Origin of the sequence: Streptomyces sp. ISL-1, from assembly GCF_018614585.1 — a bacterium.
In the GTDB taxonomy this organism is placed as follows: Bacteria; Actinomycetota; Actinomycetes; order Streptomycetales; family Streptomycetaceae; genus Streptomyces; species Streptomyces maoxianensis.
Window position 1 is genome coordinate 16,428 of record NZ_JAGGOI010000024.1, and the last position, 25,618, is coordinate 42,045.

Here is a 25,618-nt window from a genome sequence, read left to right on the forward strand (position 1 = left end):
AGGACTACAAGTGGAACTGGCCCATTACTCGGACTATGCCGTGCGCCTGGTCAACACCGAGGAACCGGCCCGCAACAAGGACTCCCTCACCTCGGTCGACGCCGTCCGGGAGCTCTTCGGCCCGTCCGCCCAGGCAGCGCGCCGTGCCACCGAGGCGGACGTCACCCGCTTCCGGTCCGTACGAGGCCGGCTGCGCGCGGTCTTCACCGCCGCCGACGCGGGCGACGAGACCCAGGCGGTGGACCTCCTCAATTCGCTGCTGCTGGAGTTCCCGGTCAACCCGCAGATCTCGGGCCACGAGCACCGGGACGAGGACGACCGCCCGAAGTGGCACATGCATCTGGCCGACCACCCCTCCAACGCGACGGCGGGGTACGCCGCGATCGCCGCGATGGGGCTCGCGTTCCATCTGACGGAATACGGGGTCGACCGGCTCGGCCTGTGCCAGGCGGCGCCGTGCCGCAACGCCTACCTCGACACCTCGACCAACCGCTCCCGCCGCTACTGCTCGGACCGCTGCGCGACCCGCGCCAATGTGGCCGCCTACCGGGCCCGCAAACGCCTGGAGACGGAGCGGTCGCAGAGCACGGGCCGGACCGCCGAGAACGCCCAGGAGACGACCCCGCGCACAGAGCGCTGATCCTCCGCGAACGGCCGGTATCTGCCGCGTACCCGCCCCAGCAGCAGGTCATGCGGCACGGTTCCGAACAGCCGGCTGTCCCCCTCCGCCCCCGGGTTGTCCCCCAGCACCCACCAACCGTCCTCGCGCCGCTCGACGAGCCGCTTGACGATGAGCAGATCCTGCTGGAGCGGATGGCGCAGCACGGCGACGTCGCCGGCCTTCACCTCCGCGCCGTAGTGCACCAGCAGTTGATCGCCGTGCTTGAGCGTCGGGTACATGGAAGGACCTGTCACTTCGGCGACTCCGAACGGCGCTCTCGGCTCCCGCCCCTGCTCAGACATCCGCCACCTCCCAGTCCCACCGTACGTTCGGGGCCACCAGTCCCATACTGACCCCGGACTTTTGTCCTAAGCCCTAGGGGGCACTCGCGAAAACACACTTCTCACGGAGTAATGTCCCACCTGAGAAGACGATCACGAGGAAGGACAGCTCAATGCTCTCCCGCCTGTTTGCCCCCAAGGTGAAGGTCAGCGCCCACTGCGACCTGCCCTGCGGTGTCTACGACCCGGCCCAGGCCCGCATCGAGGCCGAGTCGGTCAAGGCCGTCCAGGAGAAGTTCCAGGCCAACGAGGACCCGCACTTCCGGGCCCGCGCCACGGTCATCAAGGAGCAGCGCGCGGAGCTCGCCAAGCACCACGTCTCGGTGCTGTGGAGCGACTACTTCAAGCCGCCGCACTTCGAGAAGTACCCCGAGCTGCACCAGCTGGTCAACGACGCCCTTAAGGCGCTGTCGGCCGCGAAGGCGTCGACGGACCCGGCGACGGGCCAGAAGGCGCTGGACTACATCGCCCAGATCGACAAGATCTTCTGGGAGACGAAGAAGGCCTGACCTTCCCGGTCACGTCTTTTTTGCGCACGTTCGCTTACGTACGACAGCACCCGGCATCCGCGCGGAGCCGGGTGCTGTCGGCGTCTGCGAGGCCCCGCCCCCAGGCAGCACCTCCTCGTCCCGCCTGGCTCTCACAGACCGCGGTCGCGCCGGAACGGGCGGTCCCGCTCGGCCACTTGCGCCCGCGGACCGGCAGAACGCAGGACGACGTCCAGGGCCCTGTCCGGGTCGGCGGCGTAGCAGGTGCTGAACCACGCCATGTTCGCCTCGACGACGGCCCACTCCTCGGTGGCCCCGTTCTCGGGTGTGGCCAGCAGCCCGATGTCCACGACCGCGGCGCTGGGGAGCGTATGGGCGCAGTCGGCGAAGAATCGTCCGGCGAACTCCAGGGCGGCATCACGGTGGTGGTGCCCCTCCAGTGGCGCCGCGTCGAGCCGACCGAAGGTGGCGTACTGCGAACCCGTGCGCACCTCGCCGTCCAGAACGAACAGACGGAACTCTGCCACCCAGCTCACCACATCGCTGATCTGCACCGGAGTCTCGGGTGACAGCCCGGACTCATCCGGAAGACGGCTGCCGTCGGCGTAGACGGCGGCCGGGAAGCTCTTGTCCGTTGGCGGCTTGACGAACGCGGGCCGCGTCAGCCTCCGTGCCGCACCCAGAGTCGAGGTAGCGATGTTCCGTCGGGTGTACGCAGCGGGCAGCACCGACAGCCATGTGTCGGTCGGCTCCAGCAGCGCGACCGCGAGATCGTCGACTGCCCTCGCCGCAAAGGCAAAGGCAGGGCCGCCGTAGTAGTGCCCGCCCTGCCGCTCCCCCAGAGCACCTGCTCCGGCGTGCGCAGGTAGCACCTCCACATCCATCCCTCGCTGTCCGGCCGCTGCCGACAGGAGTTCACGGGTCGGGCTGTACTGCGGCGTCACCGCCAGGAAGCCTCGCCCGTTCATGCCGCATCCGCCTCCGCGGTCCCGGTCTTCCGGCTGTGCAGGACCACAAGTCCCGTTACGGCCGTGGCCAGCAGGAGCAGCGCGAGCAGTGCGGGAATCAGGGCAACCAGCGCGCCCGCCCCCAGGCAGCCGAGCCCTCCGACGACGAGTGCCACCGGCTTTCGCCCACTGGTGCGCAGCAGAATCGCCGCCGCCGCGAGCAGGAATACGCCCACGCCGCCGGTGAGCGCCCATGCCTCCACGCCGTGCAAAGGCTCGGAGAGGTCGTAGTGCTCGCTGTCGGCGACCTGGTGGAGCACCTTCTTCATGCCGAGCGCGGTGAGCACGATCCCCGCGACGAGCGGCAGGTGCAGGAACGTATAGACGTCGCGCGCCAGCCGGGTGCGGTCATTGCCTTGCAGGGTGCTCAGCCGGTGTTCGGCCGTCTCGGTGATCTGGCGGAAGTACAGACGCCACAGCCCGGCGACGACCAGCAGGCCCGCGACGGCCCCGGCCAGGATGGGGGTGGAGATGGGCAGGCCGGAGACGCCCACACCGATCGCGACGATCGACTCGCCCAGCGCGATGATCACGATCAGGCCATGCCGTTCGGCGAAGTGCCCGGGCGAGGCCACCCGCCAGCCCGAGGCTCCGGTGATGTAGATCCCGCCGTAGTCGATCAACACCGCGCCGAGCCACACCAGTACCTGTGCGATGCCAGTGAGGGAACTGCCGACCAGGAGCAGCACGAACGGCGGTGCCACCGACAGCAGCGCGGTGCGGCGCAGCGTGACATGGAGCGCCTCGTCGCCGGGGCTGGCGATCCAGTACGAGACGAGATGCAGGATCCGGACCGCGCCGTAGCAGAGCACGAATACCAGCGGTGCCGAGAGGCCGCCGGGCGCGTCGTCGTAGACCTCCGGCACGGTCAGCGATACGACCAGCACCACCGCCATCACCGCGACCAGCACGGCGAACATCGCTCCGGTGTCGGCCCGCACCACATTGCCCAGCCAGGCGAAGCAGCACCAGCACCACCACAGCAGGGCGAGCACCACCATCGCGCCGACCAGCCGCAGGGGTGTCGGGTCGGCCGCCATCAACGCGGTGACCTGGGTGATCGCGTACACGAAGACCAGGTCGAAGAACAGCTCCGCGGGCGTCACCCGGTGACTGCCCTCGGTGGCGATCATCCGTGAACGGTCTTTGCCTGTCGCCACAGGGGCTCCCCCTTCGCGACTCACCATCCGGGTGGGCCGACTCCGCGCGAAGAATACCGGCGATGTGACGGCCCGTTCCGCCTCACGAAGCAATGATGCAGGGCGCCACTGACATCGGCCGGAGCTCAGCTCCGGTGCGCCCGAACCGCTCGCCCATCCACGGGACTTGGCGCGGCGTTACGACTGCCCGACACCCCGCTCGACGCCCTGCCCCTGCCCCTGCCCCTGCCCCTGCCCCTGCCCCTGTGCACGATCAACACCGCCGCGAGCCCGAGCGCCAGCCCCAGCACGGTCTGCACGCCGAAGGGCTCGTCGAACATCGCCGCGCCCCAGATCGCGGTCACCGGGGCCATCAGGAACATCAGCGTGTTGACCTTGGTCACCCCGGAGCGCCGCAGCACCAGCCAGTACAGGCCGTACCCGCCGAAGGTGGCCAGGACCACCAGCCAGCCGACGGCCACCCAGAACGACGTCTCCGCGGGCGGGAGAGCGGATCCGAAGGCCGCGGCGAGGACGGTGAAGACGACGGCGCTGGTCCCGCAGTGGACCGTCATCGCGACCGAGGGCGCGACGGGCGTACGCGTACGGCTGTCCAGGAACGTCGCCGCGACCAGCGACAGCATCCCGGTGAAGGGTATGAGGTATGCCCAGCCGGCGACGCCCTCGGCGGCCGCGGCGTCCGCGAGCGTGACGACAGCGACGCCGGACACCCCGAGGCACAGGCCGAGCCACTGCCGCCCGGAAACGTACTGGCGCAGCAGCGGTCCGGCCAGCGCGCCCGCGACGAGCGGCTGTGTGCCGTCGATCAGCGCCGTGGTGCCGCTGGAGACGCCGAGCTGGATGGCGACGTACACAGTGAGCAGATAGCCGCTCTGCGAGAGCGCGCCGATGACGGCCTGGCGGAGGATGTCCCGCGCGGCCAGTCCGCGCCAGGACGCCCTCATGAGCAGACTGACGCCCGCGAGGACGGCGGCCAGCGGGAGGAACCGCCACATCAGGATGGTGACGGCGTCGGCGCTGCCCGCGCCGAGCTTGGCCCCGATGAATCCGGAGCTCCAGCACAGCACGAAGGCGGCCGAGAGAAGGACGTTCATGGCCGGTCACCACCCACAGGCACCACGAGGTATACAGATCGGTATACGTAGTCACTATACAGATCGGTATACTCGATTGCATGAGCAGTCCGGCAACGCCGCAACGCATCGCGCTGACCCCTGGAGCACGCCGCGCCCTGGACGCCGCGTCCCGGCTCTTCTACGAGCGCGGCATCCACGCCGTCGGGGTCGATCTGATCGCTGCCGAGGCGGGGGTGACGAAGAAGACCCTCTACGACCGGTTCGGTTCCAAGGAGCAGCTGGTCGTGGAGTACCTGGCCGCGCGCGACGAACGCTGGCGGGCCTTCCTCGCGGAGCGTATGGGCACGGCGGGACCGACCGCGGCCGAGCGCGTCGTGGCGGTTTTCGATGCCTCCCGCGAGTGGGCCGGGGAGAACAGCGGCAGAGGTTGCAGCATGGTCAACGCGCACGCCGAGATCAGCGACCCGAACCACCCGGCGTACGCGATCATCACCGGTCAGAAGGCATGGATGCTCTCGCTCTTCACCACACTGGCGCGGGAAGCCCGCCCAGCGGCGGACTACGAGGCGCTCGGCCGTACGCTCATGCTGATCCACGAGGGCGCGCTGGTCGCGCACGGCCTGAACGTCTTCCCCGACGCTCTCGGCGCCGCGCGGGAGCAGGCTCGTTCACTGCTCGCTCCCCCCTGACAGCGGGCACGCATAGTGTGGGTGGCATGACAAGACCGAGTGAGCGTCCCGAGACTCTGTACGAGGCCGTCGGCGGCAGCGACGTCCTGCGGCGGCTGAGCAACACCTTCTACGAGGCCGTCCTCGCCGATCCGCTGCTCGCCCCCGTCTTCGCCGGTTTCACGCCCACCCATATCGAGCATGTCGCCGTCTGGCTCGCCGAGATCTTCGGCGGCCCGGCCCGTTTCACCGCCGAACTGGGCGGCCACCAGGCTCTGCTCCGCGCGCATCTCGGTCTTTCGATCACCGAGGAGCAGCGGCTGCGCTGGATGGAGCTGATGACCGCCGCGGTGGAGAAGGAGCTCCCGGACGATGAGCTGCTGCGCCGCCGGGTGATGGAGTACTTCGACTGGGGTACGAAGATCGCCCGCGAGGTCTCGGCAGACCCGGCGGGCACGGACCTCGGGGACCCGGGTCCGACCCCGCGCTGGGGCTGGAACGGCCTGCGCTGACCGGCCGGGTCACCCGCTCGTCAGGCGCCCACCGGCGTGCGCGCCCCGAATTCCGCGCCGGGCGGCAGCTGCTTCCGGATGCCGCCGAGAGCGTCGCCGAAGTCACCTCCGGCGACACCGGATTCGTACGCGGCCCCGCCGTAGTGCAGGGTCAGATTGAGGTCGGCCCGGTCCAGCGACCCGTCCTGCTGCGGCTCGCCGAGCGTCAACAGGCAGCTCAGCGTGGCCTGTTGGACCCCCCCGTCCGCGTGGACGGGCAGCGGCATGTCCCACTCCAGCACGCACGACGACAACACCCCGACCGCGCCCACTGCCCTGAGGGCGGCGAATGTCGCCCCTTCGTACTCAACATCCCTTATTCGCGTACGCAGTTGCCGCCCGCTCGCCGCGATCGAGAACGCTTCCGCGCCCGCGCGGTCGCGGTACCAGCCCGCCCAGACTTCCGTCGACTCCGATGACATGGCGCGGACTGTAGCGGTACGACTTGTTCCGCTGAACAGCCGGGATCCCTCAGGGCGCCCCCACCTCCGCGCCGGGCCCACCGCCGGGCTCACCACCGCGTTCACCGCCGGACCCACCGCCGGTCTTCTCGGCGGAATCGTCAGCGGACTTGTCGGCGGACTCCTCAGGGGACTTTTCGCTCTGGCTCACGTCGCTCAGCGGGCACCGGGGGCTATGGCACGAGCCCGGTTCCCATACAGGGACGTATGCGCCTAGCGTCTTGCGTCGTTTGATGACCGTGCCGACAGGCTCTCCGCACGCCGGGCAACGGTACTCGGCCTGCGGGCTGCGGACGGTATCGCGTCCTTCGCTGCCCATACCCCCAGGATATGGCGGTATGGGCAAGCCGGACAGTCCTGCGGTCAGTGCTTCCTGCGGTACTTCCTGACAAGGACGCCATTGTCGAAGGCGCGGACGGAATCGAGCGTGAAATCCGCGATGCGGAACTCCGCGGCGAACATGGGCATTCCCGAGCCGAGGACCACCGGATACGTCTTGATGACGAGCTCGTCGACCTCGTCCAGCAGCTGGCCGGCCAGGCTCGCGCCCCCGCAGAGATAGATGCCGAGCCCGTCCTCCTGCTTGAGCTCCCGGACCTTCGCCGCGACGTCGCCGGAGACGATCTCCACGTGCGGGTCGGGCGACTCCTTGATGCTGCGGGACGCCACGTACTCCCGTAGATGTGCGTACGGGCTGGTGAGCTTGATGTCCAGGGCGAGGTCGTAGCTGGCCCGGCCCTGGATGATCGTGTCGAACTCGGTGTTCGGCGCGTCGTCGACACCGAAGGCCTGTCGGGCCGGGGTCGGCAGGGTGTCCGAGCACTGGGTCTTGAGGTAGTCGAGGAAGTCCCCGGTCACGAACGAGGTGAAGAAGTCCGCGTTGCCGTCCGGGGCCCCGATGAAGCCGTCGATCGACGCGGCGATGAAGTAGCTGAGCTTTCGCAAACCGGTCCTGTTCGTCAGGGATACGAGCGTCACGGGATATGGCGCCACGGGATATGAGGGTGGCCACCGACAACCGAGGCACCAACCACTCCGCTCATAGTGGTTCGAATGTAGTGGTTGCGCAAGGCCATTCGCCGGCGGACCTGTCAACCCGCTTGCGGCTCAACCGCTCCTCAACCCGCTTGCGCCTCGCGCCATATGGTCCGCATCAGCGGGTGCGGCGGGTGACGAATTCGGCCAGCGCCAGCAGGTCGCCCGCCGCCGCGAGGTCCGGGACCGCGCGGGCGAGCTCATGGACGGCGCGGGCCATCCGGTCCGCGGCCTGGAGCTGTGCCCAGTCGCGGCCGCCCGCCCGGTCGACGGCCTCGGCAGCCAGCCGCACGGCCGCGGGGGTCATCGGGCCGCGGTAGAGCTCGGCCAGGTCGGCCCCCGCCGGAGTCCCGGAGGTCAGAGCAGCGACCACCGGCAGGGACTTCTTGTGAGCCGCCAGATCGGCGCCTGCCGGCTTTCCCGTACGCGCCGGGTCACCCCAGATCCCGATCAGATCGTCGATGAGCTGGAAGGCGAGCCCCGCTTCCCGCCCGAAGGCGTCCATGGCCGCGGCCTCCTCCTCGCCCCCGCCCGCGTACAGCGCGCCGAGCGCGCAGGCGCAGCCCAGCAGCGCGCCGGTCTTGGCCGTCGCCGTGGCGAGGCACTCGTCGAGGGAGACCTCGTGCGGCGCGCGCTCCTCCAGGGCGCAGTCCGCCTGCTGTCCCGCGCAGAGCTCGATGACACACGCCGCGAGCCGCTCCGCCGCTGCGGCCGACGCGGGATGCCGGTCCTCGGCAAGCAGTCGCAGCGCGAGGGCGAGCAGCGCGTCGCCTGTGATGATGGCGTCCGGGGTGCCGAAGACCGTCCAGGCGGTGGGGCGGTGCCTGCGGGTGGAGTCCTCGTCGATCACGTCGTCGTGGAGGAGCGTGAAGTTGTGCGCCAGTTCCACCGCGGCCGCCGCCCGCACCGCCTGCCGGGAGTCCCCGCCCAGGGCCCGGGCCGCGGCCAGCACGAGCGCCGGTCTGATGGCCTTGCCCGCCGCGCCGGCCGCCGGGGTGCCGTCGGCGTGCTCCCAGCCGAAGTGGTACATCGCGACGCGGCGTATGGATCCGGGCAACGACTCGAGGGTGGTGCGCAGTTGGGGATTGACGGCGCTGCGGGTGCGTTCCAGGAGGGCGACGGCCTCGCCGGCCTCGACGGTGTCCGACATAGTCATCCGGGCGGGCCTTTCCAGGTGTTGGGCACTGACGGGGCCGACCGATGGCCGGCCGGGCATGGGCCGAGCGGTGCGGCCGGGGCGCGGCGCGGTGCCGCGGGCCCCCGGCGCGTCCGGATCACCGCCAGCGGCTCACCTCGACGTTCTCCAGGACGCCGAGCGCGTCCGGCACCAGCACCGCCGCCGAGTAGTAGGCCGTGACCAGGTAGGAGATGATCGCCTGCTCGTCGATGCCCATGAAGCGCACGGACAGGCTGGGCTCGATCTCGTCCGGGATGCCGCTCTGCTGCAGTCCGATGACGCCCTGGTCGGCCTCGCCCGTACGCATGCAGATGATCGAGGTGGTCCTGGCCTCGGTGACCGGGATCTTGTTGCACGGGAAGATCGGCACACCGCGCCAGGCGGGCAGATGGTGGCCGGCCACCTCCACGCTGTCGGGCACCAGACCGCGCCTGTTGCACTCCCGCCCGAAGGCTGCGATGGCCCGCGGATGGGCCAGGAACAGCTTCGAACCGCGCCTCCGCGAGAGCAGTTCGTCCATGTCGTCGGGGCTGGGCGCGCCGTCGTGCGGCTGCAGCCGCTGCCCGTAGTCGCAGTTGTTCAGCAGTCCGAACTCGCGGTTGTTGATGAGCTCGTGCTCCTGGCGTTCCCGCAAAGCCTCGACCGTGAGCCGCAACTGCTGCTCGGTCTGGTTCATCGGCTGGTTGTAGAGGTCCGCGACACGGCTGTGGACCTTCAGCACCGTCTGGGCCACGCTCAGTTCGTACTCCCGCGGCGCCCCGTCGTAGTCGACGTAGGTGTGCGGCACGACGGCTTCGCCGACATGGCCCGCGGACAGGTCGATCGCCGCCTCGCCGTACTTGTTGGTCCGCTGCTGCGGCAGGGACGAAAGACCGGCCAGATGTCCGCGGAGCGAGTCGACACGCTCCGCGAGGTTCAGCACATCATCCCTGGTCAGCACGAGCACCGTGCATGCGGTCGCGGCACGCGCGGTGTAGTCCCAGGAGGCATCGCGCTCCAGCAGTGCCTGATCGCCGAAGTACGCCCCGTCGGCGAGTACGCCGAGCTCCGTCTCGTCGCCGTACGGACCGGTGCCGATCTGCTCGACCCTGCCGTGCGCCAGCAGATAGACGCGGTCCGCCGCGCTGCCGGCGGCGGCAAGCACCTCGCCGGCCCTGAACTCCCGCTGATCGCAACGGTTCGCCAGCTCGGTGAGCACCGCCTCGTCGCCGTACTCCCGCAGGGCGGGCAACTCGCCGAGCTCGGCGGGGATGACCGCCACCCGGTTGCCGGTCTGCACGAATGTCACGCGACCGTCGCCCACCGAGTAGCTGAGGCGACGGTTCACCCGGTAGGTGCCGCCCTGCACCTGCACCCAGGGCAGCATGCGCAGCAGCCACCGAGAGGTGATCTCCTGCATCTGCGGGGCAGATTTGGTGGTTGTGGCAAGGTTTCGCGCGGCGGCCGTACCGAGGCTCTGCTGCTTCGAAGCCTGCGCCTCGCGGACCTCGTCGGCCGCAGAACCAACCGAACCAACCGACATGTGACTCCCTCTCGATCACGGGTCTGACCTGCACCCGAAAGCTTTCCAGCACGGAGAGTGAATGCGCCATTACACAAATGGATGGGACTAGTTCAGTGGAGGCGGGGAACGTCGCACGAACTACGAGTGCCGGTGCCCTGCGGCCGGCGGCGGCCGGTCGGCGGCTGACCGGATCGGCTCCCAGCCGCGTGAAGGGACGGTCTCCCCACGGCAGTTCGGGGTAAGAGCGCGGTACGGCACATTGCGCTCACTTCCCCCTCCACAAGGAGCCGGCCATGTCCCCACCCATGTCCGCGAACAGCTTCCTCGACGCACTGCGCGACGAGGGGCTGACGATCGTCCAAGTCGGCGACTGGCGTACGCACAACCGCAACCACATGGGCCCCTGGGGCCCGGTCCACGGCGTGATGATCCACCACACCGTCACCCAGGGCACCGCGCAGACCGTACGCATCTGCCGGGACGGCTACGCGAGCCTGCCGGGGCCGCTGTGCCACGGCGTCATCACCAAGGACGGCAAGGTCCATCTCGTCGGCTACGGCCGCGCCAATCACGCGGGGCTCGGCGACGACGATGTGCTGCGCGCCGTCATCGCGGAGAAGGCGCTCCCCGCGGACAACGAGGCGAACACCGACGGAAACCGCCACTTCTACGGCTTCGAGTGCGAGAACCTCGGCGACGGCAAGGATCCATGGCCGGCCGTCCAACTGGAGGCGATCGAAAAGGCGGCCGCGGCGATCTGCCGCCGCCACGGCTGGACCGCGCGCTCCGTCATCGGCCACCTCGAATGGCAGCCGGGAAAGGTCGACCCCCGAGGCTTCACAATGAACTCCATGCGCGAACGCATCCACGAGCGCCTGAAGTGACAATGGGTGCGTGACCCCGGAAGCGCTCGACCTCAGCACTGCCCTGCGGCCGCGACTGCCGTCGCCTCTGCAGCCGGTAGAGGACGAGCGCTTCAGCCGGCACGGCATACGTCTCCTGCTCAAGCGCGACGACCTGATCCACCCGGAACTCCCGGGCAACAAGTGGCGCAAACTCGCCCCGAACCTCCACGCGGCGGCAGGCCGCCCGCTGCTGACGTTCGGCGGCGCGTACTCCAACCACCTGCGCGCGACGGCCGCCGCGGGCCGCCTGCTGGGCTTCGAGACGATCGGCGTGGTCCGCGGCGACGAGCTGGCCTCCCGCCCCCTGAACCCGTCCCTGACCCAGTGCGCGGCGGACGGTATGCGGCTGCTCTTCGTCGACCGCGCGACCTACCGCGCGAAGGAGGACCCGCAGGTCCTGGCCGAGATCCTGCGGGCGGTCCCGGGTGACGTCTACGTCGTCCCCGAAGGCGGCAGCAACGCCCTCGCCGCCCAGAGCTGCGCCGCCCTCGGCCGCGAGCTCCACCACCTCGCCGACGTCGTCGCCGTCGCCTGCGGCACCGGCGGGACCCTCGCCGGGCTCGCCGCGGGACTCGCGCCCGGGCTGGGGGCACCTCCCGCCGAAGGCAGGGGGAGCGCGATCGGATTCCCCGTACTCAAGGGCGGCTTCCTCGCCGGGGAGATACGCGCCCTCCAGGAGGAGGCCTTCGGCGGGCCGGCCGGCGACTGGTCGCTCGACGACCGCTTCCACTTCGGCGGATACGCCCGTACCGCCCGCGTACTCGACGCCTTCGCCGACGACTTCGAGGCGCGCCACCAACTCCCCGTCGAGCGTGTCTACGTCGCCAAGATGCTCTACGGCCTGACCACCCTCGTCGCCGACGGCGCCTTCCCGCCCGGCACCGCGGTCGCCGCCGTCATCACCGGTCAGGACGCCTCCCGGTAGGCCGCCGCCTCCTCCAGATCGAGGCGGCGCAGCAGCGTACGCATCATCTCGTCGTCGATCCGCCGCTGGTCCCGCAGCTGTACGAAGACCTCGCGCTCGGCCTCGATCATCTCCCGCGCCAGCCGCCGGTAGGTGTCGTCCGCGGACTCCCCGGTCACCGGGTTCACCGCCCCCAGCCGCTCCCACACGGCGTTCCGCCGCCGCTCGAGCACCGTTCGCAACCGGTCGGCCAGCGGCCCCGGAAGCGCATTGCGCTCGTCCTCCAGCAGCTCCTCCAGCCGCCGCTCCGCCGCCTGCGACGCCTGGCTCTGCGCCTGCGCCTCGGCGAGCGTCTCGGCGTGCTCGTCCCGCGGCGGCACCTTCAGCGCCCGGATCAGCGCCGGCAGTGTGAGCCCCTGGATCACCAGCGTCCCGATCACCGTCGTGAAGGTCAGGAACAGAATCAGGTTCCGCGCCGGGAACGGCTCGCCGTCCGCCATGGTCATCGGGATCGAGAAGGCGATCGCCATCGAGACGACCCCGCGCATCCCGGCCCAGCCCACGATCACGGGCGCTGTCCAGTTGGTGTCCGGCTCACGCTCCCTGATCCGCCGCGAGAGGGCGCGCGGCAGGAAGGTGGCCGGGAAGACCCAGACGAACCGCACCACCACCACGGCGAGGAAGACCGCGACCGCATATATGAGCATCTCGCCCACCGAGTAGCCGGAGAGGCCCGCCACCACGTACGGCACCTGCAGCCCGATCAGCGCGAAGACCGACGACTCCAGGATGAACGCGCCCATCCTCCACACCGCCTCCTCCTGCAGCCGGGTCTCGAAGTCGACCTGCCAGGAGCGGTGCCCCAGATAGAGCGCGACGACGACCACCGCGAGCACGCCGGACGCCCCGACCCTTTCGGCCGCCCCGTACGCGACGAAGGGAATCAGCAGCGAAAGGGTGTTCTGCAGGAGCGCTTCCTTCAGGTGCGTACGCAGCCAGTGGATCGGCACCATCAGCACCAGTCCGACGCCGACCCCGCCGAGCGACGCCAGCGCGAACTCCCCGATGCCGCCCGCCCAGCTCGCGCCCTCGCCGACCGCCGCGGCCAGCGCCACCTTGTAGGCGGTGATCGCTGTCGCGTCGTTCACCAGGGACTCGCCCTGCAGGATCGTCGTGATCCGGTTCGGCAGCCCCAGCCGCCGGGCGATCGCGGTCGCGGCGACCGCGTCCGGCGGCGCGACGACCGCGCCCAGCACAAGCGCGGCGGTCAGCGGCAGATCCGGCACCAGCACATGGGCGATGTAACCCACAGCGACCGTCGCGAAGAGGACATAGCCGACCGACAGCAGCGCCACGGGCCGCAGATTCGCGCGCAGATCGAGGTACGAGCTGTCGACCGCGGCTTTGTGCAGCAGCGGCGGCAGCACAAGCGGCAGCACGATGTGCGGGTCGAGGGTGTAGTCCGGCACCCCGGGCACGAATGCCGCGATCAGTCCCACGGTCACCAGCAGGAGCGGTGCCGGCACCGGAGTCCAGCGGGCCGCCCCGGCGATCGCGGCGCTCGCCGCGATCAGCGCGACCAGTGGCAGTGCATCCATCTCGCCGTACCTCACGTCCGTCCGTACGTCCGTCACCAGCGTCGTAACCTGGCAATCATGAGCGAGTGCCCGCACGTAGCAGAACTGCCCCACCCGGAGCCCGTCCCGCTGGACCGGACCTGCCCGGACTGTTTGGCGGTCGGCAGCCATCCTGTACAGCTGCGACTCTGCCTGATCTGCGGCATGGTCGGCTGCTGCGACTCCTCGCCCCTGCGGCACGCCACCGCGCACTTCACGCAGACCGGGCACTCTGTAATGCGGAGCTTCGAACCGGGCGAGACATGGCGGTGGTGCTTTGTCGACGGTTCGATCGTCTGACGGGTGGGTACGTCAACCCTCCGCCGGTTCCTCATAATTGGGCGACGCAGACCTCTAGCCACTGTGTGTGCCCATATGCTTACCATGAGTGACAGACACCGACTGGGGGTCCCGGCGACAGGGCACCATGGATCGCGATAGCGTCGCCGGGCCAGTACCGGCTACGTACAGACGCAACGACTACGTAGCGACGGCTTCGGGATCTACCCTCCCGAAGCCCCGAAAGAGCTTGTGCCACCTTGGAGGTGAGGGTGTCCCAGATCGCAGGCGAGCCCGGGACTCAGGACTTCGTGGAAGTCCGGCTGCCCGCTGCGGGTGCCTACCTGTCCGTGCTGCGTACGGCCACGGCAGGCCTCGCAGCCCGCTTGGACTTCACCCTCGACGAGATCGAGGATCTGCGGATCGCGGTCGACGAGGCGTGCGCGATCCTGCTTCAGCAGGCCGTCCCCGGTTCCGTTCTCAGCTGCGTCTTCCGACTCGTCGACGACTCGCTCGAGGTCACGGTCTCGGCGCCGACGACAGACGGCCGGGCGCCGGAGCGTGACACCTTCGCCTGGACAGTGCTCTCGGCACTGGCGGGCAAGGTCGACTCGTCGGTCGCCGATGACCGTACGGTCTCCATCAGCCTGTACAAACAGCGCGGCGCGGGACCCGGGCCGGCGTGAGGAACGGGGACGGTCCGGTGCGGAACGAGCCGCCCGCGGTGACGGGCATCCCGGAACAGCAGGCGCGGCCGCACCCGGTGGACGGACGGGACGGACTTGACGGCCGGACGGCCGCGGCGGAGCAGGCGGGTACCTCCCAGACGAAGCTCTGGGGGAGGGCGGACCGTATGAGCGAGCACGTGCAAGAGCAGCAGCACCACGATCCACATGACCGCAGCGGGGCGCGGGCGATGTTCATCGAGCTGCGCAAGCTGCCCGACGGCTCGCCTCAGCGGGCGGAGATGCGCAACCAGCTGGTGCGTATGCATCTGCCGCTGGTCGAGCATCTGGCGCGGCGCTTCCGCAACCGGGGCGAGCCGCTGGACGACCTGACCCAGGTCGCGACGATCGGCCTGATCAAGTCGGTGGACCGGTTCGACCCGGAGCGGGGCGTCGAGTTCTCGACGTACGCGACGCCGACGGTGGTCGGCGAGATCAAGCGCCACTTCCGCGACAAGGGCTGGGCGGTCCGGGTCCCGCGCCGCCTCCAGGAACTGCGGCTCGCCCTGACCACGGCGACCGCGGAACTTTCCCAGCAGCACGGCCGCTCCCCGACGGTCCACGAGCTGGCGGAACGCCTGGGCATCTCGGAGGAGGAGGTCCTGGAGGGCCTCGAGTCCGCGAACGCGTACTCGACGCTGTCCCTGGACGTTCCCGACACGGACGACGAGTCCCCGGCGGTGGCGGACACACTCGGCGCGGAGGACGAGGCCCTGGAGGGCGTCGAATACCGCGAGTCGCTGAAGCCGCTGCTGGAGGACCTGCCACCGCGCGAGAAGCGGATCCTGCTGTTGAGGTTCTTCGGCAACATGACGCAGTCGCAGATCGCACAGGAGGTGGGCATCTCCCAGATGCACGTCTCCCGCCTGCTGGCCCGCACGCTGGCACAGCTCCGCGAGAAGCTCCTCGTCGAGGAGTAACCGGCCCGCGCGGCGCTGTACCGACCCGTACCGACCCTCCGGGAACGTCGCGCCGCGAAGCCGACACCATGCGGGGCCCTCCCCCTCGCGAGGGGGAGGGCGCGAGGGCTACGCGTCGCGCGCCGGGCCGCGGATGCCCAGGGCCTGCGTCGCCGTCGGGTTCACCAGCAGCACCAGGCCCGTTACCGCGACCGCCGCCAGTGCGATGCCCAGCGCGATCAGCGCCCCGGACGCACGCAGCAGCGTCCAGGCCGGGATCAGGGTCATCAGGTGCGTGATGATCGCCGGGCCGCGGCTCCAGCCGCGCAGTCGCAGCAGGCCCCGCGCCGCGGCCAGCGGGATCGCGCCGAGTGCGACAAGCGTCACTCCGCCCATCTCCGCCTGCGACGGGCTGTCCGGCCGGCCGAGCAGGCCCATCACCAGCATGTAGACGCCGCACGCGACCAACGCCAGGCCTTCCAGGCCGGACACCGCGGCCGCGGCGGTCAGGCGGGCGGGGCGGGGGGTCTGGTCAGTGCTCACCCCAGCAGGGTAGCCGTCGTGCGAAGCCCGGGCTGGGTCAGGTAATCCCCACCCCACTGGGTACGCTGCTGCGCATGCGCGCACTTCTTGTGGTCAATCCGGCAGCAACCACCACCAGTGCCCGCACCCGCGACGTACTCATCCACGCCCTCGCCAGCGAGATGAAGCTGGAGGCCGTGACCACGGAGTACCGCGGGCACGCCCGGGACCTCGGTCGCCGGGCCGCGGAGTCGGACGACATGGATCTCGTCGTCGCTCTCGGTGGCGACGGCACCGTGAACGAGGTCGTCAACGGTCTGCTCCACCACGGCCCCGATCCCGACCGCCTTCCCCGCCTCGCAGTCGTCCCCGGCGGCTCGACGAACGTCTTCGCCCGCGCCCTCGGCCTCCCGAACGACGCCGTCGAGGCGACCGGCGCCATCCTGGACGCACTGCGTGACCGCACCGAGCGGACGATCGGACTCGGACTCGCGGCCGGCACCCCGGGAACCGACGACGAGGCGGTCCCCGCCCGCTGGTTCACCTTCTGCGCCGGACTCGGCTTCGACGCGAGCGTGATAGGCCGGGTCGAACAGCAGCGGGAGCGCGGCAAGCGCTCCACTCACGCCCTCTATATGCGCCAGGTGGTACGCCAGTTCCTGGACGAGCCGCACCGCCGGAACGGTCCGATCACTCTGACGCGCCCCGGTGAGGATCCGGTCACCGACCTTGTGCTGTCCATAATCTGCAACACCTCCCCCTGGACCTACCTGGGCAATCGCCCGGTGTACGCGTCCCCGCAGGCCTCTTTCGACACCGCCCTGGACGTCGTCGCGCTGTCCAAGATGTCCACCCCCGCCGTTGCCCGCTATGCGACCCAACTGCTCACTTCCAGCCCCGAGCGCGGACCGCGCGGCAAGCACGCCGTCACTCTGCATGACCTCACCGACTTCACCTTGCATTCGAAGGTCCCCCTCCCCTTCCAGATGGACGGTGACCACCTCGGGCTCCGCACGAGCGTGACGTTCACAGGCGTACGCCGTGCACTGCGTGTGATTGTGTGAGCGGAAGGGCCGAAAGGCCTTTAACTCGAACGTATGGGCTGGGGTCCACCCCATAGAAGTACGGCTGTGACCTAGCCGACACCGAGGAATCAAAAAAAAGTTTCCGGAAGGGGTTGTATCCGCCGCCGAGGTTTGCGAATCTCTACATGGCGATCGGGACGGCCCGCAACATCGGCCCCACAGACCGCCAGAACCCCTCCTCAGACTTCAGGACCACGCCAGTGCTGCTGGCAGTCGGCCCTTCCCTTGCGGGGGGATTCGTGAAAGCGTTCACATTCACAAGCAACCCGCATGTAATACCAAGGAGAGGTAGCAGCCATGGACTGGCGTCACAACGCCGTTTGCCGCGAGGAAGACCCCGAGCTCTTCTTCCCCATCGGCAACACTGGTCCTGCGCTGCTGCAGATCGAGGAAGCCAAGGCCGTCTGCCGTCGCTGCCCCGTCATGGAGCAGTGCCTGCAGTGGGCGCTCGAGTCCGGCCAGGACTCCGGCGTCTGGGGTGGCCTCAGCGAGGACGAGCGCCGCGCAATGAAGCGTCGTGCCGCTCGCAACCGGGCGCGTAACGCCAGCGCCTGACGCCCACCCCTGCTACGAGCCTGAGCCTGGCGGCGCGTACAGAGAGTACGCACTCACCGCCTCCCGAGCCGCAGCGCGCAGTACCCCGAAGCGCACAAAGCTCTGAGCCCCGGACCGTGTTCATACGGTCCGGGACTCGCTGCTGTTTCCGGGCGTTGTTTCCGGGCGCTGTTTCCGGGCGTTGTTCCCGGGTGCTGTTTCCGCCGGTTTCGGCTACTGCTTCTGCGCCTGTACGGGGACGTCGAGCACAACCCTGGTACCCCGTCCGGGAGCCGGGACCATGTCGAAGGTTCCGCCCAACTCCCCCTCCACCAGGGTCCGTACGATCTGCAGACCCAGATTGCCGGTCTGCTGGGGGTCGAAGCCCTCGGGAAGTCCGCACCCGTCGTCCTGGACGGTGATCAGCAGCCGGCTGTCCGTGCGCTGATCGCCTCGTACGGCCGCGACCTCGACCGAGCCTTGCTCCCCCGGCGCGAAGGCGTGCTCCAGGGCGTTCTGCAGCACCTCGGTGAGGACCATCGCGAGCGGGGTGGCCACCTCGGCGTCGAGGATGCCGAAGCGGCCCGTACGGCGGCACTCGACCTTGCCCGGGGAGATCTCGGCGACCATAGCGATGACCCGGTCGGCGATCTCGTCGAACTCGACGCGCTCGTCCAGGTTCTGGGAGAGGGTCTCGTGGACGATCGCGATCGAACCGACGCGCCGCACCGCTTCGTTCAGCGCCTCACGGCCGCGTACGGAATCCATCCGGCGGGCCTGCAGCCGCAACAGGGCCGCGACCGTCTGGAGGTTGTTCTTCACCCGGTGGTGGATCTCCCGGATGGTGGCGTCCTTGGTTATCAACTCACGCTCACGGCGGCGGAGTTCGGTGACGTCGCGACAGAGTACGAGGGAGCCGATCCGGGTGCCCTTGGGCTTGAGCGGGATAGCTCGCAGCTGGATGACACCGCCGTTGCCCTCGACCTCGGTCTCACGGGGCGCGTAGCCGCTGGCGAGTTTGACCAGGGCCTCGTCGACGGGGCCGCGGGACGGGGCGAGTTCGGCGGTGAGCTGGCCGAGGTGGTGTCCGACGAGGTCGGAGGCGAGACCGAGGCGGTGGTACGCGGAGAGGCCGTTCGGGCTGGCGTACTGCACGACGCCGTCCGCGTCGAGCCGGATCAGCCCGTCGCCGACGCGCGGGGAAGCGTCCATGTCGACTTGTTGCCCCGGGAAGGGGAAGGAGCCGGCGGCGATCATCTGGGCGAGGTCGGAGGCGCTCTGGAGGTAGGTGAGCTCAAGCCGGCTGGGCGTACGGACGGTAAGGAGGTTGGTGTTGCGGGCGATGACGCCCAGTACGCGGCCCTCGCGGCGTACAGGGATGGACTCGACCCGTACCGGAACCTCCTCGCGCCACTCCGGGTCGCCCTCGCGCACGATCCGCCCTTCGTCGAGCGCGGCGTCGAGCAGCGGGCGCCGGCCACGGGGAACGAGATGGCCGACCATGTCGTCCTGGTAGGAGGTGGGGCCGGTGTTGGGGCGCATCTGGGCGACGGAGACGTAGCGGGTGCCGTCGCGGGTGGGGACCCACAGGACGAGGTCGGCGAAGGAGAGATCGGAGAGCAGCTGCCACTCCGAGACCAGCAGATGCAGCCACTCGAGATCGGATTCGCTGAGGGCTGTGTGCTGGCGTACGAGCTCGTTCATGGAGGGCACAACTGCGAGCGTACCCGCGGGGTGAACCGGGTGAGTTGCCCGGCCGTGTTGGAGGATGGGCCGAGAAGTAAGCTTTGCAGACGGATGGACAGTGGAGAATGGTCTAGTCCACAATGTGCTTGTGTAAAAGCCTCCATCCTCCCCGCACAGGAGGGTGGAACGAGGTACCCGGCGCTCTCTGCCCTGACTGCGCCGAGACCTCCGATACGGCCGCGCGGGACCGCACACCTGCCGGCCGGAGCAGCTCCGGGCTGCGGTGCCGGACGGGCTGAGGGTCCCGTCAGGCGCCGCGGCCCGCGGGTTTTCCGCCTCAGCTCGTCTCCGTGACCTTTGCCAGTGCTCTTGGCGCGTCCGGGTCCTGGCCACGGGCGATGGTCACCTCGTACGCCAGGCGTTGCAGCGGGAGAATCTCCAGGATCGGCTGAAGGTCCTCCGGGACCCCGTCCGTCGGGAGGGCGAAGCCCGCCGAGGCTGCCTCGACCTGGGAGGACGGGCCGACGACCACCAGGTCCGCGCCGCGTCCGCGGAGGCGGTCGAGGACCGGCTGCAGGGCCTGACCACCCTTGCCGTCCGTGACCACCGCGATGACCGGGGAGATGTTGTCCACCATCGCCAGCGGGCCGTGCAGCAGGTCCGCGCCGGAGTACGCGAGCGCCGGGATGTAGCTCGTCTCCATCAGCTTCAGTGCGGCCTCCTTCGCCGTGGGGTAGCCGTAACCCCGCGACGTGATGACCATCCGTTCGGCGAAGCGGTAGCGGGACGCCAGCTGCCGTACCTCGTCCTGGCGGGACAGAACCTGCGTCGCCAGGTCGGGCAGCACCTTCGCCGCCGCGCCGTCGCCGCCCCGCAGCCCTTCCACGAAGAGGTAGAGCGCCAGCAGCGACGCGGTGTACGTCTTCGTCGCCGGGAGCGCCTTCTCCGGTCCCGCCAGGATGTCGATATGGAATTCGGACACCGCCGCCAGCGGGGAGTCCGGGTTGTTCGTGACCGCCAGCGTGATGGCGCCCGCCTCGCGCGCCGCCTTCGTCGAGGCCACCAGGTCCGGTGAGCCGCCGGACTGGCTGACCGTGATGACCAGGACGTCGGTCAGGTCCGGCCGTGCGCCGTACGCCGTCGTGGTGGACATGGAGGTCAGCCCGCACGGCAGACCCAGCTGGATCTCCAGCAGGTACTTCGCGTACAGGGCGGCGTTGTCGGACGTGCCGCGCGCGGTCAGCAGCACGAACCGCGGGCTGCGCGCCGCGATCGCCGCCGCCACCTCGCGGATCCTCGGCGCGCCCTCCTGAAGGATGCGCCGCAGCACCGCGGGCTGCTCTGCCATCTCACCGGCCATGATCCGGCCCGGCTGCTGGGACATGCGGGGTGCCTCCATGTGGCATTCCTTGTGCACGGTCCGCGTCGGTCAGACCCCGGCGCCCTTGCCGGTGATGACCTCCGCGGCGGCCCGCCCGCAGACGCGGGCGGCGCCATGGGTCGCGATGTGCAGAGCACCCCTCGGCTCCGCCCGGTCCAGCCCCATCTCGACCACGATCGTGTCGGGCCGGGCCGCGATCAGGGCGTCCAGGGCGTCCGCCATCCAGGGGTGGCGGTGAACGTCGCGTACTACAGCGACGATCCTACGGTCCGCCGCGGCGGCCAGCAGATTTCCGGCCAAGCGGGAGGTATCGGTCGAGCTGTCGTAGGTGCCTGCCCGGGTCCCGGGCAGCATCGCCGTCAGCTCTGCCGCCACTCCCCACGGGGTCTCGTCGCCCACCGCGATGTTCGCGACCGGGGCGAAGGCGGCGACATAGGGGGCGAGCGCCACCGGCTCGTACGGCAACTGTCCCACCGTCACCCTTACCGCCCGGCGCGCCGCCACCAGCCCGATGTCGGTGCAGGGCGCGGTCCCTCCGCCCGACTGCGCCGACGGGAGACCCCCCTTCGAAGCCACGCCCACCGCCGCGGCCCTTCTGGCCCGCCGCGTCCAGTCGGCGAGCGCGCGTACCCGCGCCGCCGCGCCGGCCAGTCGCTCCTCGGCCAGTTCGCCGGACCGTACCGCCGTGACCAGCGCGTCGCGCAGTCGCAGTACGGTCTCCTCGTCGGCCAGGCCGCCGCCGACACAGATCGCGTCGGCCCCCGCGGCGATGGCGAGGACGGAGCCGCGCTCGATGCCGTACGTCGCCGAGATGGCCTGCATCTCCATGCCGTCGGTGACGATCAGTCCCTCATAGCCCAACTCCTCGCGCAGCAGACCCGTGAGGATCCGCGGGCTCAGCGTCGCCGGGCGGTCCGGGTCGAGCGCGGGAAGCAGAATGTGGGCGCTCATCACGGCTTTGGAGCCCGCCGCGATCGCCGCCCGGAAAGGCAGCAGCTCACGGGCGCGCAGAGTGTCGAGATCCGCATCGATCCGGGGCAGCGCGTGGTGCGAGTCCACATTGGTGTCGCCGTGCCCGGGGAAGTGCTTGGTGCAGGCGGCGACTCCGGCCGCCTGGAGTCCTTCGATGTACGCGACGGTGTGCCGGGCCGCCAGCGTGGTGTCGGCGCCGAACGACCGAACCCCGATGACCGGGTTGTTCGGGTTGGAGTTGATATCGGCGGCGGGTGCCCAGTTGAGATCGACGCCGCATTCGGCGAGCCGGCGGCCCAGTTCCCGGGCGACGGCCCGGGTGAGCTCCGTATCGTCCACCGTCCCCAGCGCGTAGTTCCCGGGGAAGGAGGAACCGTTATGCACCTCAAGGCGCGTGACGTCCCCGCCCTCCTCGTCGATCGCGACAAGTACGTCGTCCCGTTCGGCCCTCAACTGTGCGGTGAGTGCGGTCAGTTGGCCGGTCGAGACAATATTGCGGCCGAACAGGCCGACGGCGCAGAGTCCTTCGCCGATCCGGCGCAGCAGCCACTCGGGCGCGGTGGTGCCGACGAATCCCGGCTGGAGGACGGCGAGGGCGTCGCGGGTCAGGGTGTCCGAGGATCCACGTACGAGAGTGGTCATGAGACGGCGTTATCCCTTCACTGCACCGGAGGTGAGGCCTGCCGCCATCTTCTTCTGGATGAACATGAAGAAGATCACGACCGGGATGGCGATGAGCGTCGAGGCGGCCATCAGCGCGCCGTAGTCCACACCACGGGAGGTGGTGAAGTTCGCCAGCCACACGTTCAGCGTGTACTTGTCGTTGTCCTGGAGAACGACGTACGCGAGGAGGTACTCGTTCCAGGCGTTGATCAGCGAGTAGATGGACGCCGCGGCGAGGCCGGGGGCAAGCAGCGGGAAGACGATCCGCCAGAAGGCGCCCATCTGACTGCAGCCGTCCACCATCGCGGACTCCTCGAGCTCCTTCGGGATGTTGATCACGAAGCCGCGGATCATCCAGGTCGCGAACGGGAGCGTGGAGACGAGGTAGATGATGATGACGCCCCAGTACTCGTTCAGCGCACCGAGGTCGTTGAGCTGGAGGTAGATGGGGATCAGCATCGCGGTCGGCGGGAGCAGCTGGACCAGGATCAGGACGATCATGAAGCCCTTGCGGCCGAAGAACCTGAAGCGGCCTATCGCGTACGCGGCAACGGTGGCCATGAGCATGGCGCCGACCACCGCGGTGACGCAGATGATCAGGCTGGACTTGATCGCCGTACCGAAGTTGGCGTAGTCCATCGCGCGGCTGAAGTTGTCGAAGGTGACCGAGGAGGGCCACAGCGTCTGGTCGTAGCTGCGGATCTCGGCGTTGGGCCGCAGGGCGCTGATGACGAGCCAGTACACCGGGAAGATCATGACCACGAAGGTCAGCAGCCCGATGGCGTTGTAGACGATCCGGCTCTTCTTCTTGCGGTCGGGCCGCAGGGTCTGGGTGGCTCTGGGGGCGGGGGCCTTGGGGGCGGGGGCCTTCGGGGCGGAGGTGGTGGCGCTCACTCGACCTCTCCGATCTTGAGCAGCTGGCGCAGGTAGTACACGGCGACGCCGGACAGCAGCAGCACCGTGATCAGCGAGATGGCGGCGCCCTGGCTGAAGGAGTTGGACTCGAAGGCCTTGTTGAAGGCGTAGAGGCCGAGCACCTCGTACTCGGGCTCGGGTTTGGTGCCGCGCATCAGCCATACCTGGCCGAGCACATTGAAGTCCCAGATCACCGAGAGGGTGGCGACCATCTGGAAGACCGGCTTGATGACCGGGAAGACGACGTAGCGGAAGTTGCCGAACGCGCCGACGCCGTCGATGGCCGCGGCCTCCTCCAGCTCCTTGGGCACCTGGGTGAGGGCCGCGTAGAGCGTGATGGCGACGAACGGAATGGCGCCCCAGACGACGACGGCGCCGATGACCACGAAGCCCTGTCTGGCGTCGAGGAACCAGTTGTGGCCCTGGAAGTCCAGCCCGAGATACTTCGAAAGGACCATGTTCGCGACGCCGTAGTCCGAGTCGGCGAACCAGCGGAAGATCGAGGCGGCGACCATCAGGGGGATCGACCAGGCCGCGATCAGCGCGGCGGTCACCAGCAGCCGGGCCCAGGCGGACATCCGCTGCATCATCAGCGAGATCGCCAGGCCGAAGCCGAGGGTGACGACCACACAGGCGGTCATGAAGACGACGGTCAGCACGACCGAGTCCCAGAACGCCGGGTCGCCGAAGATGTTGGTGAACTGCTCGAAGCCCACCCACGGTGCGGCCTCGCCGGTCCACAGCTCGCGGCGGCCGACGTCCTGGAAGGACATGACCGCCGTCTTGATCAGCGGCCATACGAAGACGGCGGCGATCGCGACGATCGTGGGGCCGATCAGCAGATAGGGCAGCAGTGCGCCGGCCTTCCGCGGCGCACGACCGCGCCCGGCCGGCTGTGGGCGAAGGACATCGGGGTGCCGCTGGAGGGGCACCGCCGGGTCGGCTGCTTTCGTTTCGGCGGCACTCATGGTGCGTGGCCTTCCGTTCGGACTGGTCACCGGAGGGCGGGGCGGCGGGCCCGTGCTTGAGCACGGACCGGCCACCCCCGCTGTGCGGTCAGGAGAGTCAGGAGCTCTCGTTGATCAGCTTGTCGATCTCCGCGTCGGCCTTCTTGGTGGCTTCCTCGACGGACTTGCCCTTGATGATGTCGAGGAGCATCAGCTCGAGAACTTCCTTCTTCTCGATCGCGGACCAGCCCGGGGCGATCGGGGTGAACCAGGCGTCCGGCACAGCGTTGGCGATCGGAGCGGTCTCCGGCTTCGCCTTCAGCGGCTCGAGCTGCTTGGTGTTGTTGGGAAGGATGTTCTTGGCGGCGAGAACCGCCTCGGACTTCTCACTGGTGAACAGCGAGATCCACTCCTCGCCCAGGTCCTGGACCTTGGACTTGGAGATGGTGGCGAGGTCGGAGCCGCCGATGAAGGACGGCAGGGCCTTGCCGTCGGGGCCCGGCATACCGGCGGTGCCGATCTTGTCCTTCAGCTTGGCGTTGCCGTTGGCCTTGGGGTCGATGACACTGCCGGCTTCCCAGCCGTTGCCGTAGAGAAGAGCGGTCTTCTCGTTGGCCATGACGTTGGCGTGGTCCTGCTCGTCCTTGGTCTTGTCGCCGTGGTTGTACTTCTTGACCAGGTCGACGAAGTGCGTGATGCCCTTCTGCGCCTCGGGCGTGGAGAGGGAGGACTTCCACTCCTTCTTGCCCTCGTCGTACTTGGCGATCTCGCCGCCGTACGCGGCGACGTAGGACATGGCGGCGTACCAGTACCGGCCCGGCAGGTAGAGCGGCGAGAACGCCTTGTCCTTGGTGTTCTTCGCCTGGACCTTGTCGAGGGCCGCGGTGAGCTCTGCCTCGGTGGTGGGCAGCGCGTCGGATCCGGTGCCCGCCTTGAACATGTCCTTGTTGTAGATCGCCACACGGGCACCCGCGTAGTAGGGCACGCAGTACTGCTTGCCCTCGTATGCGCAGGTGTCCTTGAGGCCCTTGATCCAGGTGTCCGAGTTCTCGTACTTCTTCGGGTCGATCTCGCCGAGAGCGCCGTTGAGGATGTACGTCATCGTCTCGGTGTTGCCGAGCTCGACCACGTCCGGGAACTTGTCACCGGCGAGCGCGGCGTCCAGCTTCTTGGTCTTGTCCGCCCACTGCTGGTACTGGACATTGACCTTGACGCCCGGGTACTTCGCGCTGAACTGGGTGTTGACGTCCTTGACCAGTTCGGGCCAGGTGGACTGAGCGTCCGTCATCAGCCAGACGGTCAGCGTCTCCTTGCGGTCCTTCGGGTCCTTCGCGGCCTTGCTTTCGCCGGAGCCGCACGCCGCGACCGACGCCGCCATCGCTGCCACACCTACCGCGGCTATGAGCTTGCGCTTCACGCCACCCTCCTCAAGGGATGCAAGAGTTACCCCCCACCA

At 69.2% G+C, this 25,618-nt stretch carries 28 protein-coding genes; 11 read left to right on the top strand and 17 right to left on the bottom strand.

The window, feature by feature from the left end; translation table 11 throughout:
* The first annotated feature begins 10 nt into the window (after positions 1-10).
* Positions 11-640 carry an ABATE domain-containing protein gene (locus J7E87_RS18265; protein ID WP_215095250.1) on the top strand — a complete coding sequence of 210 codons (630 nt, stop codon included), beginning with the start codon at positions 11-13 and terminating at the stop codon, positions 638-640.
* On the opposite strand, the gene sodX is transcribed toward J7E87_RS18265, so the two are convergent.
* Positions 544-963 (bottom strand): nickel-type superoxide dismutase maturation protease, encoded by a 420-nt coding sequence (gene sodX, locus J7E87_RS18270; protein WP_215095252.1) that lies wholly within the window; start codon positions 961-963, stop codon positions 544-546. The genes J7E87_RS18265 and sodX overlap by 97 nt on opposite strands.
* Before the next feature lie 152 nt (positions 964-1,115).
* On the opposite strand from sodX, the gene sodN reads away from it, so the two are divergent.
* Positions 1,116-1,511, top strand: coding sequence for a superoxide dismutase, Ni (sodN, locus tag J7E87_RS18275; protein WP_215095254.1), 396 nt, complete (start codon positions 1,116-1,118; stop codon positions 1,509-1,511).
* A 131-nt stretch (positions 1,512-1,642) separates the two neighbouring features.
* Here sodN and J7E87_RS18280 read toward each other — a convergent pair whose 3' ends face one another.
* From J7E87_RS18280 to J7E87_RS18290, 3 genes are all read right to left on the bottom strand, one after another.
* Positions 1,643-2,458, bottom strand: coding sequence for an ATP-grasp domain-containing protein (locus tag J7E87_RS18280; protein WP_215095256.1), 816 nt, complete (start codon positions 2,456-2,458; stop codon positions 1,643-1,645).
* Positions 2,455-3,630 (bottom strand): low temperature requirement protein A, encoded by a 1,176-nt coding sequence (locus J7E87_RS18285; protein WP_251017625.1) that lies wholly within the window; start codon positions 3,628-3,630, stop codon positions 2,455-2,457. The genes J7E87_RS18280 and J7E87_RS18285 overlap by 4 nt, the downstream gene beginning before the upstream one ends.
* A 152-nt stretch (positions 3,631-3,782) precedes the next feature.
* Entirely contained in the window at positions 3,783-4,751 is a 969-nt protein-coding gene (locus J7E87_RS18290; protein ID WP_215095260.1) for a DMT family transporter, read from the bottom strand.
* Between the two features lie 80 nt (positions 4,752-4,831).
* Between J7E87_RS18290 and J7E87_RS18295 the strand changes: the two genes are divergently transcribed.
* Both J7E87_RS18295 and J7E87_RS18300 read left to right on the top strand, forming a co-directional pair.
* A complete protein-coding gene (locus tag J7E87_RS18295) occupies positions 4,832-5,422 on the top strand; it encodes a TetR/AcrR family transcriptional regulator (RefSeq protein WP_215095262.1) in 591 nt (196 codons plus the stop codon).
* A gap of 26 nt (positions 5,423-5,448) precedes the next feature.
* The gene (locus J7E87_RS18300; RefSeq protein ID WP_215095264.1) at positions 5,449-5,913 is read left to right on the top strand and encodes a group II truncated hemoglobin; all 465 of its coding nucleotides are present in this window, start codon (positions 5,449-5,451) and stop codon (positions 5,911-5,913) included.
* 20 nt (positions 5,914-5,933) lie between these two features.
* Here the strand turns inward: J7E87_RS18300 and J7E87_RS18305 are convergent, their stop codons facing one another.
* The 5 genes from J7E87_RS18305 to J7E87_RS18325 form a co-directional block, all read right to left on the bottom strand.
* Entirely contained in the window at positions 5,934-6,374 is a 441-nt protein-coding gene (locus J7E87_RS18305; RefSeq protein WP_215095266.1) for a DUF6304 family protein, read from the bottom strand.
* 49 nt (positions 6,375-6,423) lie between these two features.
* Positions 6,424-6,564, bottom strand: a complete 141-nt coding sequence (locus J7E87_RS35145; protein WP_251017626.1) for a hypothetical protein — start codon at positions 6,562-6,564, stop codon at positions 6,424-6,426.
* 212 nt (positions 6,565-6,776) lie between these two features.
* On the bottom strand, positions 6,777-7,358 hold the full coding sequence (locus J7E87_RS18315; protein ID WP_215095447.1) for a dihydrofolate reductase family protein: 582 nt from the start codon (positions 7,356-7,358) through the stop codon (positions 6,777-6,779).
* 208 nt (positions 7,359-7,566) lie between these two features.
* Entirely contained in the window at positions 7,567-8,604 is a 1,038-nt protein-coding gene (locus J7E87_RS18320) for a family 2 encapsulin nanocompartment cargo protein polyprenyl transferase (RefSeq protein WP_215095270.1), read from the bottom strand.
* 118 nt (positions 8,605-8,722) lie between these two features.
* Positions 8,723-10,147 carry a family 2B encapsulin nanocompartment shell protein gene (locus J7E87_RS18325; RefSeq protein WP_215095271.1) on the bottom strand — a complete coding sequence of 475 codons (1,425 nt, stop codon included), beginning with the start codon at positions 10,145-10,147 and terminating at the stop codon, positions 8,723-8,725.
* 275 nt (positions 10,148-10,422) lie between these two features.
* Here J7E87_RS18325 and J7E87_RS18330 point away from each other — a divergent pair, with 275 nt between their 5' ends.
* Positions 10,423-11,013: an N-acetylmuramoyl-L-alanine amidase gene (locus J7E87_RS18330; RefSeq protein ID WP_215095273.1), complete on the top strand. Its 591-nt coding sequence runs from the start codon at positions 10,423-10,425 to the stop codon at positions 11,011-11,013.
* Positions 11,014-11,023: 10 nt separating this feature from the next.
* Positions 11,024-11,959: a 1-aminocyclopropane-1-carboxylate deaminase/D-cysteine desulfhydrase gene (locus tag J7E87_RS18335; RefSeq protein WP_215095275.1), complete on the top strand. Its 936-nt coding sequence runs from the start codon at positions 11,024-11,026 to the stop codon at positions 11,957-11,959.
* Here the strand turns inward: J7E87_RS18335 and J7E87_RS18340 are convergent.
* On the bottom strand, positions 11,941-13,536 hold the full coding sequence (locus J7E87_RS18340; protein ID WP_215095277.1) for a Na+/H+ antiporter: 1,596 nt from the start codon (positions 13,534-13,536) through the stop codon (positions 11,941-11,943). The two genes, J7E87_RS18335 and J7E87_RS18340, sit on opposite strands and share 19 nt — an antisense overlap.
* 57 nt (positions 13,537-13,593) lie before the next feature.
* Here J7E87_RS18340 and J7E87_RS18345 point away from each other — a divergent pair, with 57 nt between their 5' ends.
* From J7E87_RS18345 to J7E87_RS18355, 3 genes are all read left to right on the top strand, one after another.
* Positions 13,594-13,854 carry a UBP-type zinc finger domain-containing protein gene (locus J7E87_RS18345; RefSeq protein WP_215095279.1) on the top strand — a complete coding sequence of 87 codons (261 nt, stop codon included), beginning with the start codon at positions 13,594-13,596 and terminating at the stop codon, positions 13,852-13,854.
* A gap of 251 nt (positions 13,855-14,105) precedes the next feature.
* On the top strand, positions 14,106-14,519 hold the full coding sequence (locus J7E87_RS18350) for an anti-sigma regulatory factor (protein ID WP_018845530.1): 414 nt from the start codon (positions 14,106-14,108) through the stop codon (positions 14,517-14,519).
* Positions 14,516-15,478, top strand: coding sequence for an RNA polymerase sigma factor SigF (locus J7E87_RS18355; protein ID WP_374195190.1), 963 nt, complete (start codon positions 14,516-14,518; stop codon positions 15,476-15,478). Before J7E87_RS18350 ends, J7E87_RS18355 begins: the two co-directional genes overlap by 4 nt.
* 108 nt (positions 15,479-15,586) lie before the next feature.
* Here J7E87_RS18355 and J7E87_RS18360 read toward each other — a convergent pair whose 3' ends face one another.
* Complete coding sequence (locus tag J7E87_RS18360; protein WP_215095284.1) at positions 15,587-16,000, bottom strand: hypothetical protein; 414 nt, start codon at positions 15,998-16,000, stop codon at positions 15,587-15,589.
* A gap of 74 nt (positions 16,001-16,074) precedes the next feature.
* Between J7E87_RS18360 and J7E87_RS18365 the strand changes: the two genes are divergently transcribed.
* On the top strand, positions 16,075-17,043 hold the full coding sequence (locus J7E87_RS18365; protein ID WP_215095285.1) for a diacylglycerol kinase family protein: 969 nt from the start codon (positions 16,075-16,077) through the stop codon (positions 17,041-17,043).
* Positions 17,044-17,361: 318 nt separating this feature from the next.
* On the top strand, positions 17,362-17,619 hold the full coding sequence (locus J7E87_RS18370; protein WP_003953983.1) for a WhiB family transcriptional regulator: 258 nt from the start codon (positions 17,362-17,364) through the stop codon (positions 17,617-17,619).
* Positions 17,620-17,832: 213 nt separating this feature from the next.
* Here J7E87_RS18370 and J7E87_RS18375 read toward each other — a convergent pair whose 3' ends face one another.
* From J7E87_RS18375 to J7E87_RS18400, 6 genes are all read right to left on the bottom strand, one after another.
* A complete protein-coding gene (locus J7E87_RS18375) occupies positions 17,833-19,302 on the bottom strand; it encodes a sensor histidine kinase (RefSeq protein WP_215095449.1) in 1,470 nt (489 codons plus the stop codon).
* Between the two features lie 319 nt (positions 19,303-19,621).
* Positions 19,622-20,683: an SIS domain-containing protein gene (locus J7E87_RS18380; protein ID WP_215095287.1), complete on the bottom strand. Its 1,062-nt coding sequence runs from the start codon at positions 20,681-20,683 to the stop codon at positions 19,622-19,624.
* A 30-nt stretch (positions 20,684-20,713) separates the two neighbouring features.
* Entirely contained in the window at positions 20,714-22,279 is a 1,566-nt protein-coding gene (locus tag J7E87_RS18385; RefSeq protein WP_215095289.1) for a glycoside hydrolase family 3 protein, read from the bottom strand.
* A 9-nt stretch (positions 22,280-22,288) separates the two neighbouring features.
* A complete protein-coding gene (locus J7E87_RS18390) occupies positions 22,289-23,194 on the bottom strand; it encodes a carbohydrate ABC transporter permease (RefSeq protein ID WP_215095291.1) in 906 nt (301 codons plus the stop codon).
* Positions 23,191-24,183, bottom strand: a complete 993-nt coding sequence (locus J7E87_RS18395) for a carbohydrate ABC transporter permease (RefSeq protein WP_215095293.1) — start codon at positions 24,181-24,183, stop codon at positions 23,191-23,193. The genes J7E87_RS18390 and J7E87_RS18395 overlap by 4 nt, the downstream gene beginning before the upstream one ends.
* A gap of 97 nt (positions 24,184-24,280) precedes the next feature.
* Positions 24,281-25,579 (bottom strand): sugar ABC transporter substrate-binding protein, encoded by a 1,299-nt coding sequence (locus J7E87_RS18400; protein WP_215095295.1) that lies wholly within the window; start codon positions 25,577-25,579, stop codon positions 24,281-24,283.
* Between the last annotated feature and the right edge of the window lie 39 nt (positions 25,580-25,618).

Excerpts from the sequence above, each read along its gene's own strand:
- J7E87_RS18375 (WP_215095449.1), bottom strand. The coding sequence starts at position 19,302 with ATGAACGAGCTCGTACGCCAGCACACAGCCCTCAGCGAATCCGATCTC.
- J7E87_RS18345 (WP_215095279.1), top strand. The coding sequence starts at position 13,594 with ATGAGCGAGTGCCCGCACGTAGCAGAACTGCCCCACCCGGAGCCCGTC.
- J7E87_RS18365 (WP_215095285.1), top strand. The coding sequence starts at position 16,075 with ATGCGCGCACTTCTTGTGGTCAATCCGGCAGCAACCACCACCAGTGCC.
- J7E87_RS18280 (WP_215095256.1), bottom strand. The coding sequence starts at position 2,458 with ATGAACGGGCGAGGCTTCCTGGCGGTGACGCCGCAGTACAGCCCGACC.
- sodN (WP_215095254.1), top strand. The coding sequence starts at position 1,116 with ATGCTCTCCCGCCTGTTTGCCCCCAAGGTGAAGGTCAGCGCCCACTGC.
- J7E87_RS18395 (WP_215095293.1), bottom strand. The coding sequence starts at position 24,183 with ATGAGTGCCGCCGAAACGAAAGCAGCCGACCCGGCGGTGCCCCTCCAG.
- J7E87_RS18290 (WP_215095260.1), bottom strand. The coding sequence starts at position 4,751 with ATGAACGTCCTTCTCTCGGCCGCCTTCGTGCTGTGCTGGAGCTCCGGA.
- J7E87_RS18330 (WP_215095273.1), top strand. The coding sequence starts at position 10,423 with ATGTCCCCACCCATGTCCGCGAACAGCTTCCTCGACGCACTGCGCGAC.
- J7E87_RS18325 (WP_215095271.1), bottom strand. The coding sequence starts at position 10,147 with ATGTCGGTTGGTTCGGTTGGTTCTGCGGCCGACGAGGTCCGCGAGGCG.
- J7E87_RS18320 (WP_215095270.1), bottom strand. The coding sequence starts at position 8,604 with ATGACTATGTCGGACACCGTCGAGGCCGGCGAGGCCGTCGCCCTCCTG.
- J7E87_RS18305 (WP_215095266.1), bottom strand. The coding sequence starts at position 6,374 with ATGTCATCGGAGTCGACGGAAGTCTGGGCGGGCTGGTACCGCGACCGC.
- J7E87_RS18380 (WP_215095287.1), bottom strand. The coding sequence starts at position 20,683 with ATGGAGGCACCCCGCATGTCCCAGCAGCCGGGCCGGATCATGGCCGGT.
- J7E87_RS18300 (WP_215095264.1), top strand. The coding sequence starts at position 5,449 with ATGACAAGACCGAGTGAGCGTCCCGAGACTCTGTACGAGGCCGTCGGC.
- J7E87_RS18295 (WP_215095262.1), top strand. The coding sequence starts at position 4,832 with ATGAGCAGTCCGGCAACGCCGCAACGCATCGCGCTGACCCCTGGAGCA.
- sodX (WP_215095252.1), bottom strand. The coding sequence starts at position 963 with ATGTCTGAGCAGGGGCGGGAGCCGAGAGCGCCGTTCGGAGTCGCCGAA.
- J7E87_RS18385 (WP_215095289.1), bottom strand. The coding sequence starts at position 22,279 with ATGACCACTCTCGTACGTGGATCCTCGGACACCCTGACCCGCGACGCC.
- J7E87_RS18340 (WP_215095277.1), bottom strand. The coding sequence starts at position 13,536 with ATGGATGCACTGCCACTGGTCGCGCTGATCGCGGCGAGCGCCGCGATC.
- J7E87_RS18370 (WP_003953983.1), top strand. The coding sequence starts at position 17,362 with ATGGACTGGCGTCACAACGCCGTTTGCCGCGAGGAAGACCCCGAGCTC.
- J7E87_RS18285 (WP_251017625.1), bottom strand. The coding sequence starts at position 3,630 with ATGATCGCCACCGAGGGCAGTCACCGGGTGACGCCCGCGGAGCTGTTC.